Annotated in this window: 14 protein-coding genes; 10 read left to right on the forward strand and 4 right to left on the reverse strand. The window is 70.9% G+C overall.

The window, feature by feature from the left end; genetic code table 11:
* Positions 1-48 precede the first annotated feature (48 nt).
* Both BN11_RS12115 and BN11_RS22680 read left to right on the forward strand, forming a co-directional pair.
* Positions 49-2,166, forward strand: a complete 2,118-nt coding sequence (locus BN11_RS12115; RefSeq protein WP_083433716.1) for a metallophosphoesterase family protein — start codon at positions 49-51, stop codon at positions 2,164-2,166.
* A 117-nt stretch (positions 2,167-2,283) separates the two neighbouring features.
* On the forward strand, positions 2,284-2,430 hold the full coding sequence (locus BN11_RS22680) for an SDR family NAD(P)-dependent oxidoreductase (protein ID WP_157044112.1): 147 nt from the start codon (positions 2,284-2,286) through the stop codon (positions 2,428-2,430).
* A gap of 75 nt (positions 2,431-2,505) precedes the next feature.
* Here BN11_RS22680 and BN11_RS25615 read toward each other — a convergent pair whose 3' ends face one another.
* The gene (locus BN11_RS25615; RefSeq protein WP_268807107.1) at positions 2,506-2,640 is read right to left on the reverse strand and encodes a hypothetical protein; all 135 of its coding nucleotides are present in this window, start codon (positions 2,638-2,640) and stop codon (positions 2,506-2,508) included.
* A gap of 81 nt (positions 2,641-2,721) precedes the next feature.
* On the opposite strand from BN11_RS25615, the gene BN11_RS12120 reads away from it, so the two are divergent.
* Positions 2,722-3,645, forward strand: coding sequence for a LysR family transcriptional regulator (locus tag BN11_RS12120; protein ID WP_048698076.1), 924 nt, complete (start codon positions 2,722-2,724; stop codon positions 3,643-3,645).
* Between the two features lie 65 nt (positions 3,646-3,710).
* Here the strand turns inward: BN11_RS12120 and BN11_RS12125 are convergent, their stop codons facing one another.
* Positions 3,711-5,063 carry an MFS transporter gene (locus BN11_RS12125; protein ID WP_048698077.1) on the reverse strand — a complete coding sequence of 451 codons (1,353 nt, stop codon included), beginning with the start codon at positions 5,061-5,063 and terminating at the stop codon, positions 3,711-3,713.
* A 149-nt stretch (positions 5,064-5,212) separates the two neighbouring features.
* Between BN11_RS12125 and BN11_RS12130 the strand changes: the two genes are divergently transcribed.
* Positions 5,213-6,466: an AGE family epimerase/isomerase gene (locus BN11_RS12130; RefSeq protein ID WP_048698078.1), complete on the forward strand. Its 1,254-nt coding sequence runs from the start codon at positions 5,213-5,215 to the stop codon at positions 6,464-6,466.
* 17 nt (positions 6,467-6,483) lie between these two features.
* On the opposite strand, the gene BN11_RS12135 is transcribed toward BN11_RS12130, so the two are convergent.
* Complete coding sequence (locus BN11_RS12135; RefSeq protein ID WP_083433717.1) at positions 6,484-7,188, reverse strand: nitroreductase/quinone reductase family protein; 705 nt, start codon at positions 7,186-7,188, stop codon at positions 6,484-6,486.
* On the opposite strand from BN11_RS12135, the gene BN11_RS26145 reads away from it, so the two are divergent.
* Complete coding sequence (locus BN11_RS26145; RefSeq protein WP_083434017.1) at positions 7,124-7,669, forward strand: TetR family transcriptional regulator; 546 nt, start codon at positions 7,124-7,126, stop codon at positions 7,667-7,669. The two genes, BN11_RS12135 and BN11_RS26145, sit on opposite strands and share 65 nt — an antisense overlap.
* A gap of 9 nt (positions 7,670-7,678) precedes the next feature.
* Entirely contained in the window at positions 7,679-8,293 is a 615-nt protein-coding gene (locus BN11_RS12145) for a DUF421 domain-containing protein (protein WP_048698082.1), read from the forward strand.
* A 47-nt stretch (positions 8,294-8,340) separates the two neighbouring features.
* Here BN11_RS12145 and BN11_RS12150 read toward each other — a convergent pair whose 3' ends face one another.
* A complete protein-coding gene (locus BN11_RS12150; protein ID WP_048698084.1) occupies positions 8,341-8,583 on the reverse strand; it encodes a hypothetical protein in 243 nt (80 codons plus the stop codon).
* 105 nt (positions 8,584-8,688) lie between these two features.
* On the opposite strand from BN11_RS12150, the gene BN11_RS12155 reads away from it, so the two are divergent.
* The 4 genes from BN11_RS12155 to BN11_RS23730 form a co-directional block, all read left to right on the forward strand.
* Positions 8,689-9,486 (forward strand): crotonase/enoyl-CoA hydratase family protein, encoded by a 798-nt coding sequence (locus tag BN11_RS12155; protein ID WP_048698086.1) that lies wholly within the window; start codon positions 8,689-8,691, stop codon positions 9,484-9,486.
* A gap of 106 nt (positions 9,487-9,592) precedes the next feature.
* Positions 9,593-10,090 carry a hypothetical protein gene (locus tag BN11_RS12160; protein ID WP_048698088.1) on the forward strand — a complete coding sequence of 166 codons (498 nt, stop codon included), beginning with the start codon at positions 9,593-9,595 and terminating at the stop codon, positions 10,088-10,090.
* Complete coding sequence (locus BN11_RS12165; protein WP_048698090.1) at positions 10,087-10,536, forward strand: hypothetical protein; 450 nt, start codon at positions 10,087-10,089, stop codon at positions 10,534-10,536. The genes BN11_RS12160 and BN11_RS12165 overlap by 4 nt, the downstream gene beginning before the upstream one ends.
* Positions 10,527-11,167, forward strand: a 641-nt coding sequence (locus tag BN11_RS23730; RefSeq protein WP_162213225.1) for a glycosyltransferase 87 family protein, incomplete at its 3' end; no start/stop codon positions are given. The genes BN11_RS12165 and BN11_RS23730, both read left to right, overlap by 10 nt.

Raw genomic sequence — 11,167 nt, forward strand, 5'->3', positions numbered from 1 at the left:
CCGGGCGGCTGGACGCGCCGGTCACGACAGGCGACTAGGGCCGGCCCGATGCCGCCGACAGACCTCGGCCGCCGGCCAGCGGACGGTATGCCGCGCACGGCCGCCGTCGCGTCGCTTGCTGCGGTGCTGACCTATGCGGTCGGTTCGGGGATCGCGTCGGCGCTGCAACCCACCGGGTATGCCGCCGACCAGCAGTCGGTCACCGACTTGCTGGCGGCCGGGGTGCCCTTCCGGTGGGTCGCGGTCGGCACTTTCGTCCTGTCCGGACTAATGGTCGTCCTGGCCGCGATCGCCCTGCCCGTTGCGCGGTCGCGCCGGGGTGTCCTCGCCGTAGGCGGCGCAGCGGTGACGGTGCTCGGGCTGTTGCCGCGCGATTCGATGGCGGTCGTCGAGGCTCCGCTCCTCGGCTGCGCCCTCGTGGCGCTGCTCTCGCTCGCCTGCTGGCCGGTGGCCGGCCGCAGGGCGCGCGAGGGAGATCGGATCCGGGCGGGCGTGCTGCTGGCGCTCGTGGCCGGGCTGGGGCTGGCCGCGGTGGGCGATCTGGGTTACGGGGCTTACGAGCGCGTCCTGGCCGTGGCGCTGCTGGGACATGTGGCGCTCGCGGCCCTGCACGCCTGGTGGGTGGCCGGACATCGCCTCGGGTCCCGGCCGGTGCGGATGGCGGTCGCGGCGGTGGTGCTCGGTGCCGCGGGGATGGTGGGCGGGATCGTCACGACGGTGGTCATGCCGGCGCACGTGTCCATGCAGTATGTCGACATCCGGCTCGCACTCTCGCCCTCCCCGTCCGATCTCGGGCGGGTCGTCGTGCCGACGGTGCTCGGAGACCTCGAAGCCGGATTCGCCGGGATCGCGCCCGGCGTGCGCGCCTTCCCGCAGGTCAAGGCCGACGTGGTCACCTCGATCGGCAGCGGGGACGCGTCGTTGGAGACGTTGCGGCCGACGCCGGCCGAACTGGACCGCGCCATCCGGGACGCTGCCATCGGGCTCGGGTTTCGTGTCGGGGTGGGTGCGCTGGTCGTCATCGGGTTGGCCATCGCCCTGCGCGCCGCGTCATACAGCCGCCGCCCGAGGCTGGGCACGGCGCTCGTGGCGGTCACTGCCCTGGTGCTGGCACTGGGGACGATCGCGGGGACCGTGGCGCAAACCTATCGATCGGGCACGCCGCGGGAGTTCAAGGCCAGCGGGTTGCTCGGCACCATCCAGCAGAACTCGAGGGTCTTCGACGACGTCGCCGTGCGATCCGAGCAGGTCGCGCCGTACTTGCGCAATGTGGTGGCCTTGAGCGAGGCGTTGCGGGAACGCTACGAGCCGCAACCGATCGGCGGCGAGAGCGTGCTGCGGCTGCTGCTGGTCTCCGATATCCACGCGGGCAACCAGTACCCCCTGTTGCAGAACCTCATCGAGACCGAGCAGATCGACGCGGTCATCGATTGCGGTGACCTGGTCAACTTCGGGACGGTGACCGAGGGGGAGTTCGCGGGAGTCTTCGAAGGGATCGGCTCGCTGGGTGTGCCGTATGTCTTCGTGCGGGGCAATCACGATGCCACCTCAGCAGCCGACGACGCGGTGCTGCGGCGACTCGACCGCATACCCAATGTCGTTCTCCTGCAACCGGACAGCACGCGATACGAGGAGTTCACGATCGCGGGCGTGCGGATCGCCGGGTTCAACGATCCGCGGTGGTTCGGCGACGACGGACACGGCTCGGCGGACAAACAGGCCCCGGCCCGGGCACGCTGGCTGGCCAGTTTTGCGGGACGGGAGATGCCCGATGTCGTCGTCAGCCACGAACCGTGGGCGGTGCAGGGGATCACGGGGGCGGGTGTCCTGCTCAACGGGCACATGCATACGGCGTTTCGCGAAGGCAACCGGGTGCAGGCGGGCACCTTCACCGGCGGCGGCCCCTTCAGTCACTACATCACCGGCGAGGCCGGCGAGGAGTTGCGCGGGCAGCCGTCCGCGTTCGACGTCCTCGACTTCGGTTCCGCCTGCCGGGTCACGGCGTTGACGCGCTACCGCTTCTCCGGGGTGGTCGAGGGGCGTCCGGCCTTCGATGATGTCGTGCTCGTCAACGGTGCGTCCATCGACCCGCGCGAGGCCGACCCGGCCCGCGTCTGCTCGGCCGACCTCTCGGCCAATATCTCGGCCGTGCCGGCGGCCGGCTGACGCTCACGCTACGGCCTGCGGCGGCCAGCAGGTCACGCCCGCCGCGGCATACGCCTGCGCGAAGCGATCCACGGCCCGGGGGTACACGCGTGGGCTACCGGCCGGTAGCCTGCGGGAATGGAGCATTTCGCACCCCAGGTCAGCATCGTGACGGGCGGGGCGAATGGCATCGGCCGGGCCCTGGCTCAACTGTTGGTGGAGCGGGGTGGGCATGTGGTCATCGCCGACCTGGACCTGGCGGCGGCGATGCGGACGGCGCGCTGAGCGCTGTCCCCGGGGAGCACAAAGGGCAGCCTCGCTGTCCGAGGCCGCCCTTTTCTCTTTGGTGCAGAGGGTGTTTCAGTGCGCGCGGTGGGTGAGACGGTAGACGATGCTGCGCTTCTTGGGCTGCGGCAGTTCGGTGTGCCAGTCCTGGCGGACGGTGCGGAGTTCGGTCAACATGCGGGCGTAGTCACGGTCAATCGGGCGATCCATATCTCTATGGTGCAGCGTTTAATGATTTAGCACAAGCGAGACTTACTGATCATCCATTAAGAGAATCTGTATTATCGACCCGTGCTCGACGCAACCCGACTTGCCACCTTTCGTTCGGTCGTCGCCAATGGGACGGTGCAGGCCGCCGCCGACCAGTTGCGGCTCACCCCGTCGGCGGTCAGTCAGCAGGTCGCAGCACTGCAGAAGGAGACCGGCTTGACGCTCCTCGAGCGGGTGGGGCGCGGAGTTCGGCCGACGCCCGCCGGGATGACACTGGCGGTGGCCAGCGGCGATGCTCTCCGCAGTCTCAACCGGCTCACGGCGCTGGTGCGCGACCTCCGGGAGGGCAAGACCGGCCACCTCGTCATCGGCCACTTTGCGTCGGCCGGCCAGGCGTGGATGCCCGACCTCGTCGCCCGGATCAGCCGCGAGTTCCCGGACATCATGGTGCAACTCGTCCTGACGGACATACCCGGGGAGAACCTCCCTACGAAGCCGGACATCGACGTGCGAATCGCCTTGGCGGGCGAGGGGATTCCTGTCGGCATGCAGCGCATTGCCCTCCTCGAGGATCCATTCGTCATGTGCGTGCACAAGAGCCATCCGCTCGCCCGCAAGCGCACCCCCGTGCCCTTGGCGGACTTCGCCGAGGACCGTTTCGTCGCCAATGACGTGACCGGCGGGTCGGTTCACGCGATCCAGTCCGTGGCCTACGCTGCGGCCGGTTTCAGCCCGCGTACCATCGTCGAGGCCAACGACCACCGGGTCGCGCTCGCGTTCGTCGACCGCGGCATCGGCATCTCGATGCTCCCCGGACTCGCGGCCGGCGACCTGCCCCCGAACGTGCGGATCGTCCAGCTGGCCGATCCGGTGCCACACCGGGAGATCTATGCCCTCGTCCGGACGGCGATCGCCGCGACACCGGCCGCGCGGCGCGTCGTCGAACTCCTCCACAAGCATGCCGCGGCTTCCCAGTCCGGCCTGGCTTCCCCTGCGTACCGCTGATTGCGCTCTCGACGCCCTCGAATCGACATCTCGACGCGGCCGAATCGACATCTCGACGGGGAGGGTCAGGTGAAGGTGAGTTCCTCGGGGTCGTCGACGTCGTCGGGATAGCGGGTGGGTGGGGTGGGCAGGTGGTCCGCGGGGACGGGCGCCGCGGGTGACCGGGGGATGGTCAGGCAAAGGAAGGCGGCGATCACGCACAAGACCCCGGCGCTCATCCAGGCCGTGCGGTAGGTGCCGTCGGCGGTGCGGATCCAGCCGGCGAAGGAGGCGCCGAGGCCGGCGCCGACCATGTGCGCGGCATACGTCCAGCCGAAGACGATGCCGGAGTGAGCAAGCCCGAAGTGGCTGCGGCACAACGCAACCGTCGGCGGGACGGTGGCCACCCAGTCGAGCCCGTAGAAGATGATGAAGACCCACATTCCCGGTTCGACGCCCGGCGCGAGGAGGGAGTGAACGGTGAAGAGCGACCCGCCGCGCAGCGCGTAGTAGGCCATCAGGAGCAGGCGCGGATCGACACGGTCGGTCAGCCAGCCGGAGGCGATGGTGCCGACGAGGTCGAAGATCCCCACGAGGGCGAGCAGACCGGCGGCGGTGGTGGCCGGCATACCGTGATCGTGCGCGGCCGGGATGAAGTGGGTCTGGACCAGGCCGTTGGTCGACCAGCCGCACACGAAGAAGGTCAGCATCAACGCCCAGAAGACCCAGGTGCGGCTCGACGTGCGCAGCACCGACAGCGCGGCGCGGACGGGGGAGACGGCCGGCGGCGGGGCCGGCGCGGCCTCGGGCGACCCGGGGGCGGCACCGAAGGGGATCAGTCCGATGTCGTGGGGGCGGTCGCGCATGAACAGCCACACCAGGACGGCGGTGAGCGCGGCCAGGACCGCGACGATCGCGGCCGACCAGCGCCAGCCGTAGTTCGTCGCCGTCGCCGCGATCGCCGGCAGGAAGAGCAGCTGGCCGGTCGCGTTGGCGCCGGAGAAGACGCCCGTCACCAGGCCGCGGCGGGCGACGAACCACCGGTTGGCGACGATGGCGCCGAGCACGAGCGCCGTCGACCCGGTGGCGGTGCCGATCACCAGGCCCCACAGCAGCCACAACTGCCAGGGACTCGTCATGACCGTCGTCAGCGCGGACGCGGCGCCGACGACGAGCAGGGCGATCGTCACCACCCGGCGCGGGCCGTAGCGCTCGAGCAGCGCCGCGGCGAAGGGCGCGATGCACCCGAAGAGGACGAGGTTGAGGCTGACCGCCCCGGCCGTCGTCGCCCGGCTCCACCCGAACTCGCTCTCGATCGGCTCCATGAGGACACCGGTGGAGGAGCGGAAGGCGGCGGAGGCGACCAGCGCGCCGAGGGTGACGGCCGCGACCAGCAGGGCCCGACGGGCATACTGCGGCGTGCCCGGTGTGGTCCCCATTCGCGCATGATGGCACGCTCGCCGCCATCCCAGCAGAGGTTGGTCAAATCAGCACACCTCCCTAGGTCTGCTGATTCGACCAACCTCTGTTAGCAGAGTTTCCTTGGCCGGCCTCGCCCCGCCCGACCCGGGTGTGGTCGAATCGGGGCATGGCCGATGCTCCGCTGTTCACCGCCGAACGTGCCGCCGAATTCGCCGCGGAGGCCGACCGCCTCCTCGACTTCACAGCGGGAGCGAAGACGACGGGGGGATTCGGCTGGCTCGGCGACCACGGTGAGGTCGTCGAGCGCGACCTCGAGTTGTGGATCACCTGCCGGATGACCCATGTCTGTGCGCTCGGCGCCGCCATCGGCAAGCCGGGCTTCCTCGAGTTGACCGAGCACGGCATACGAAGCATCGCCGACAACTTCCACGACGAGCGCCACGACGGGTGGTATGCCGCGATCTCGCCCGACGGGAGCCGGCCCACCGACGCGACGAAAGCGGCCTACGCCCACTCGTTCGTGATCCTCGCCGGCTCCAGCGGGCAGGCGGTGGGAGCGGCGGGTGCCGCTGATCTGCTCACCCACGCGCTCGCGGTGCACGACCGCTTCTTCTGGGACGAGTCACAGGGCATGACCCGCGAATCGTTCTCCGGCGACTGGCGCACGGAGGAGGACTACCGCGGCATCAACGCCAATATGCACACGGTGGAGGCCTATCTCGCCGCGGGCGATGTGACCGGTGACCAGCTCTGGCACGAGCGGGCCGGGCGGATCGTGACCCGCGCCATCGACCAGCTCGCGCGCGCGAACAGCTGGCGCATCCCCGAGCACTTCACCGCCGACTTCACCCCGCTGCCGGACTACAACAAGGACCAGCCGGCGCACCCGTTCCGGCCGTACGGCGCCACCCCCGGCCACGCCCTCGAGTGGGCGCGCCTGACGCTGGCGGCGGCGCAGACCCTCGGCGGGCCGGCGTGGGATTGGGCGTATGACGCGGCAAGCGCCCTCGTCGCCGGCGCCGTCACCGACGGCTGGGCACCGGACGGCGCCGACGGCTTCGTCTACACGACCGACTGGGACGGCACCCCGAGCTCGCACGCGCGCATGTTCTGGGTGCTCACCGAAGCGATCGGCGCAGCGTGGGCGCTACATCATGTCGACGGGTCGGCGCAGTGGCGGCCGCTCGTCGAGAAGTGGTGGGCCTATGCCAAGGCCTACCTCCTCGATCTCGACCGCGGCGCCTGGCACTCGGAGTTGGACGCGACCAATACCCCGGACGCCGAGACCTGGGTGGGCAAGCCCGACACTTATCACGCCATCCAGGCGATGTTGCTGCCGCGGCTGCCGCTGACCCCCTCCTTCACCACCGCGCTCGCGGCGCGGGGCGCGCCCGAGGCGGGGGGCACCGGGTCGGCATAGGCCCGGCGTCTGCTCCGTCACCTTCTCTGCGTGGCGCACGAGACCAGCGCGACAAAGGTGCCCTCGCCGGGCGCCATCGCTGTGCTGTTGTTGGCCCGCCAGGCCTGATCGCGAACTGGCGGAGAGTCCGCGGACAGCAGGTCGATCCGGACCGTGACCGGTTCCGCGCCGAGCAGGCGCACGCTCGCGGCGTTGAGGGCGCGCAGCGGGTGGCCACGGACGAGGACCCGTTGCCGCGCAAAGGGATCGTCGTGCTTCAGCACGGTCGCGACGCCGTCCCGCCAGCGGCGCCGCCAGCCTTCCCGCACGTGCACCCGCACCCGCGGATCGGGCTGCAGGTTGCGCACATATCCCGCGCGCAGCCCGTGCTCGGCGACGACCCAGAACACCTCGCCGTCGCGGCTGTCCCCGACGGGCACCTGGGGCACTCGGCCGGAGCGGCGCCCGGTCGTCTCGAGCAGCGCGATGCCGAGCGGGTTGACGCCGAGCCGGTAGAGGCCGCGGACGAGCGGGTTGACCACCCGGCGCTGCAGTGCCGCGACGAGGCGCGCCTTGACGCGTGGCGCGCGCCGGGTGAGCGCGACATTCGCGGGCAGGAGCCCGGACTGGACGAGCGCGCCGGACAGGCCGGGCCACGCGGCCGGGTCGAGCGCGAAGATGCCCCACACCAGGGCAAGGCCCGCGAGGGTGACCAGCGCGAGGCGGTCCGATCGTCGCGTCATACGGTCGTATAAGAGATTCATAAAACTGTATGACGCCAGATACGCCGCGCTCGTCAAGGGGAACACCCGCGATCAGCTGACCGCCGCCCTCATCGAGCTCGTCGCCGGCGAGGGCATGGACCGGGCCTCGGTGCGCGAGGTGGCAACCGCGGCCGGGGTGGCGATCGGGACCGTGCAATATCACTTCCCGACACGCAGGGACCTGCTCACCGGTGCCTTCGAGGCTGTCGTGCACGGGGTCCGGGACCGGTTGGCGCTTCCCGCCGCCCGCGCCGACGCCGACCCCGGCCGCAACCGTCGTCGCGATCCTGCGCGAACTGGTGCCCTTGGATGCGCCACGGCGGCGGGAGACGGCGGTCATGGTCGCCTTCGCCGCAGGCGGTCCATGAGCCGGAACTGGCGGCGCTGCAGGGGGACCCCGGCGCGAGTCGAGGCCATCCTCGACACGCTGTCCCAGCTGCTGGCCCGCCCGCGGGCGTAGCGTCGCTGCATGACGCTGAGCATGTTGGCGGGTGCCCTGCCCGCAGCGCGGACCTCGATCTGGAGTGACATGTGGAACTTCCAGATCCCGGCGACGGAAAAGATCCTGCGGACCATCGGGGTGTATGTCGCGATCCTGGTCATCGTGCGGCTCGCCGGGAAGCGGTTGATGGCGCAGATGAACAGTCTCGACCTCGTCGTGGTGTTGCTGCTGAGCAATGTCGTGCAGAACGCCATCATCGGCGACGACAACTCGCTCACCGGCGGCATCCTCGGTGCGATCGTGCTCGTCCTCGTCAACGCCGGGATGGACCGGGCCGCGCAGCACTGGCCGGCCTTCGACCGGCTGACATCCGGCTCACCGACCCCGGTCGTCCGAGACGGCGAGATCGTCGAGGACAGCCTCGACCGGCTCGGCATGACGGCGGCCGAACTCGACTCGGCACTGCGCCATCAGGGCGCGGACTCGATCGGCGAGGTGGCAGTGGCGACCATCGACCCGGGCGGGTCGATCACCGTCGACCTCAAGGAGGCCGAGCAGGCCCTCAGCCGCAGCGAGTTCGAGGCGGCGATGACGCAGTTGCACCGGCGACTCGACGCGCTGACGAGCCCGCCCCCGAGATGACCCGCCGGTAGGTAAGACACTCTGGCGGTTATAACAGCCAAAGCGTCTTACCTAATCTTCTTGGGCTCATCCGGCGCCGGCGAGGTCGGCGGCCGACTCCAGCCGCCCGGGTCGGCCCGCCCGACCCTATGGGGGAACCGCTCGTCCCAGCCCAGCGCGTCGAGCGCGGCCGCGGTGCTCGTGTCGAGTTCGGTCAGGACGACCAGCGAGACGTCCCGCGTCCCCTCATCCACGGCGGCCGGGCTCGCCGACCCGCCCAGCACGTTGAGTTCGACCACGGTGAGCGGCACGCCGGCGGGCGGGTCACAGGCCCAAGAAGAGAAGCCGCGGGTGTGGGCGTGCGCACAACGCGGCCCCGGTGACGCGGGCCCGGCCGGTGCCTACGCTGAGGACCCATGACCGAGCACGTGACCACCGTGGTGGCCGACCAGATCGCCTTCGTCCGCCTCGACCGGCCGGAGAAGATGAACGCCCTCAGCCTGCCGATGCTCAAGGAGCTGGTGGCCACGGCGCATCGGCTGCGCGGCGATACCGGCCTGCGTGGGGTCCTGATCTCAGGAGAGGGGTCGGCCTTCTGCGCCGGCATCGACACCAGCGTGCTGGCGGGCGGACTGAAGAGCTTCGGCGGGCCGTTCCTGCCGCGACCGTGGTTGGGCACCAACGTCTTTCAGGAGGCCTGCTGGGCGTGGCGGCGGATCCCGGTGCCGGTCATCGCGGTCGTGCACGGCCACTGCTACGGCGCGGGGCTGCAGCTGGCGCTCGGCGCCGACTTCCGGGTCTCCACACCGGACGCGAAATGGTCTGTGCTGGAGGCGAAGTGGGGTCTGATCCCGGACATGAGCGGGATCCAGGCGCTCAAACAGCTTGTCGGTATGGACGTGGCCAAGCAGCTGACGATGACGGCCCGGACGCTGACCGGCGAGCAGGCGCGTGAGCTTGGCCTGGTCACGCAGGTCGCCGCCGATCCCCACATCGCCGCGAGTGAGTTGCTCGAGGAGATCCTCGTGCGCTCGCCCGATTCGGTGGCGGCGACAAAGCGGATCTTCGAGGACACGTGGGGCGCCGGGGCGCGCCGCACCTTCGCCCGCGAACGCATCGAGCAGGCCCGGTTGCTGATGGCCCGCAACACCCGCATCGTCCGGGCGGCGGCGAGTTCGAAGACGATCCCGGAGTATGCGCCGCGCGGGCGCTGAAACCTGGCCCGCGGACGGGGTCTGGCTGCACGGGGCGGTCCGGTGCTACCGGTACCCTGAGCGGGGCGGTCATCCGCCCCGGCTCGAGTGAGAAGAGAAGCCAAGAGTGAAGCTGCGAGCGCGCCTCGGCCTGGCCTGCACGACGGCGACTGCGGCGGTGATGACGTATGCCGCGGTGTATGCCAGCGCCGCACCTGTCCCCCAGGGCTTCGGGCGGGTCACCGTGACCATCACCCCGACCATCCTGGTCAGCACCAACAGCGAGGGCGACCCGGTGACCGTGGGCACGATCACGCCGACGCCGGAGGGCGCCGCGGAGTCGGGGTTCACTGCGCTGACGTGGATCCCGCTGGCCGTGCTGGTGCTGCTGGCGGTGGCGGCCTTCGCCTGGTGGCTCGCATCCCGCAACAACCGGCGCGACCACCTGGCCGCCGGCACCCGCCGGACGAGTGGGGCGACGGCGGCGGCGCAGTTCGGCGACAGCGAGGAGCCCGACTCCGGCAGGCCCGACTCCGACAAGCCTGACTTCGGGAAGCCGGACCTCGACAAGCCGGACGGCGAAGAGCCCGACCACGGCGGCCCCGAGCGCCGCATCCAGCGGTGAGCCGCACCCAGCGCGCCTCGTGGCGCACCCCGAGCGACGTCGAGCAGAAGCCGGATCCGCGGCATACCGCCGAACCGGCACCCGGCGGCACCGGCAGCCCTGACCAGACAGATGGCACCGGCAGCCCCGACCAGACCGGCAACACCGACTGGAGCGTCTACCGGCGGCTGTGGAGCGCCCTCCTCGGGCCCACCCCGAAGGGGCACATCCTCAACTGGTGGGGTCCGATCGCGTTCACGATCATCGGCGGCCTGATGCGGGCGTGGCAGCTGGGCCGGCCCGGGAGCATCGTCTTCGACGTGTTCTTCAAGCGGGAGACCCAGGGCGGCACCGGGGCCTGCACCGAGAAGGGCAGCAGCTGCATCGAGACGGTCAACTCCATCGGCACCCTGACCATCCCCAAGAGCGCATGGCAGGCGCGGGGGTGGCTGCCCGGATGGCGCTGACCGACCTCGGCCGCGCCCCGGGTCTGTCGCCGGAGCAGTTGCGGCGCTGGGGGCTGCCGTCCTTCTTCGCAGCCGTCGCCGCGCTGCTGTGGGCCGGGCCCTACCTGCACCTGCAGCCGTGGATCGGGTTCCACCTGACCGACATCCCGACCTATCAGCGGTCGGCGGACGCGACGGCGGCAGGCCGGCTGCCCTACCGGGATGTCGACCTCGAGTACCCCCCGGGCGCGGCGGTCATCTTCTGGCTGGCCCGGTTCCTGCCCGGCCAGGTTTATGTCGAGAAGTTCCAGTGGTTCATGCTGCTCTTCTGGGCGCTGGCCACCGCGGGGGCCGTCGTCGCCGCCGGGCAGCTGCGGCTGCCGGTGCGCCGGCAGGTCGCCGTCGGGACCCTCATGGCGATCACGCCGCTCGTGCTCGGCACGATCGTGCGCACCCGGTATGACGGCGTGGTCACCGCCGTCGTCGCCTGGATGATCGTCGCGGCGCTCGCCGAACGCTGGCGCTGGATGTGGGGGCTGCTCGCCGTCGCGATCGCGCTGAAGCTGATGCCGGCGCTGCTCGCGCCGGCCCTGGTTGCCTGGCAGGCCCACCGCGCCGGCTGGGCCTCGGCCCGGCGGGGGGCAGCCGGCGG

This window comes from Nostocoides australiense Ben110, from assembly GCF_001050535.1.
Taxonomy (GTDB): domain Bacteria; phylum Actinomycetota; class Actinomycetes; order Actinomycetales; family Dermatophilaceae; genus Nostocoides_A; species Nostocoides_A australiense.

Bases quoted from the DNA above. Each gene is read 5' to 3' on its own strand.
- BN11_RS12115 (WP_083433716.1), top strand. From the start codon at position 49: ATGCCGCCGACAGACCTCGGCCGCCGGCCAGCGGACGGTATGCCGCGC.
- BN11_RS22680 (WP_157044112.1), top strand. From the start codon at position 2,284: ATGGAGCATTTCGCACCCCAGGTCAGCATCGTGACGGGCGGGGCGAAT.
- BN11_RS25615 (WP_268807107.1), bottom strand. From the start codon at position 2,640: ATGGATCGCCCGATTGACCGTGACTACGCCCGCATGTTGACCGAACTC.
- BN11_RS12125 (WP_048698077.1), bottom strand. From the start codon at position 5,063: ATGGGGACCACACCGGGCACGCCGCAGTATGCCCGTCGGGCCCTGCTG.
- BN11_RS12130 (WP_048698078.1), top strand. From the start codon at position 5,213: ATGGCCGATGCTCCGCTGTTCACCGCCGAACGTGCCGCCGAATTCGCC.
- BN11_RS26145 (WP_083434017.1), top strand. From the start codon at position 7,124: ATGCCCCACACCAGGGCAAGGCCCGCGAGGGTGACCAGCGCGAGGCGG.
- BN11_RS12135 (WP_083433717.1), bottom strand. From the start codon at position 7,188: ATGACGCGACGATCGGACCGCCTCGCGCTGGTCACCCTCGCGGGCCTT.
- BN11_RS12145 (WP_048698082.1), top strand. From the start codon at position 7,679: ATGACGCTGAGCATGTTGGCGGGTGCCCTGCCCGCAGCGCGGACCTCG.
- BN11_RS12155 (WP_048698086.1), top strand. From the start codon at position 8,689: ATGACCGAGCACGTGACCACCGTGGTGGCCGACCAGATCGCCTTCGTC.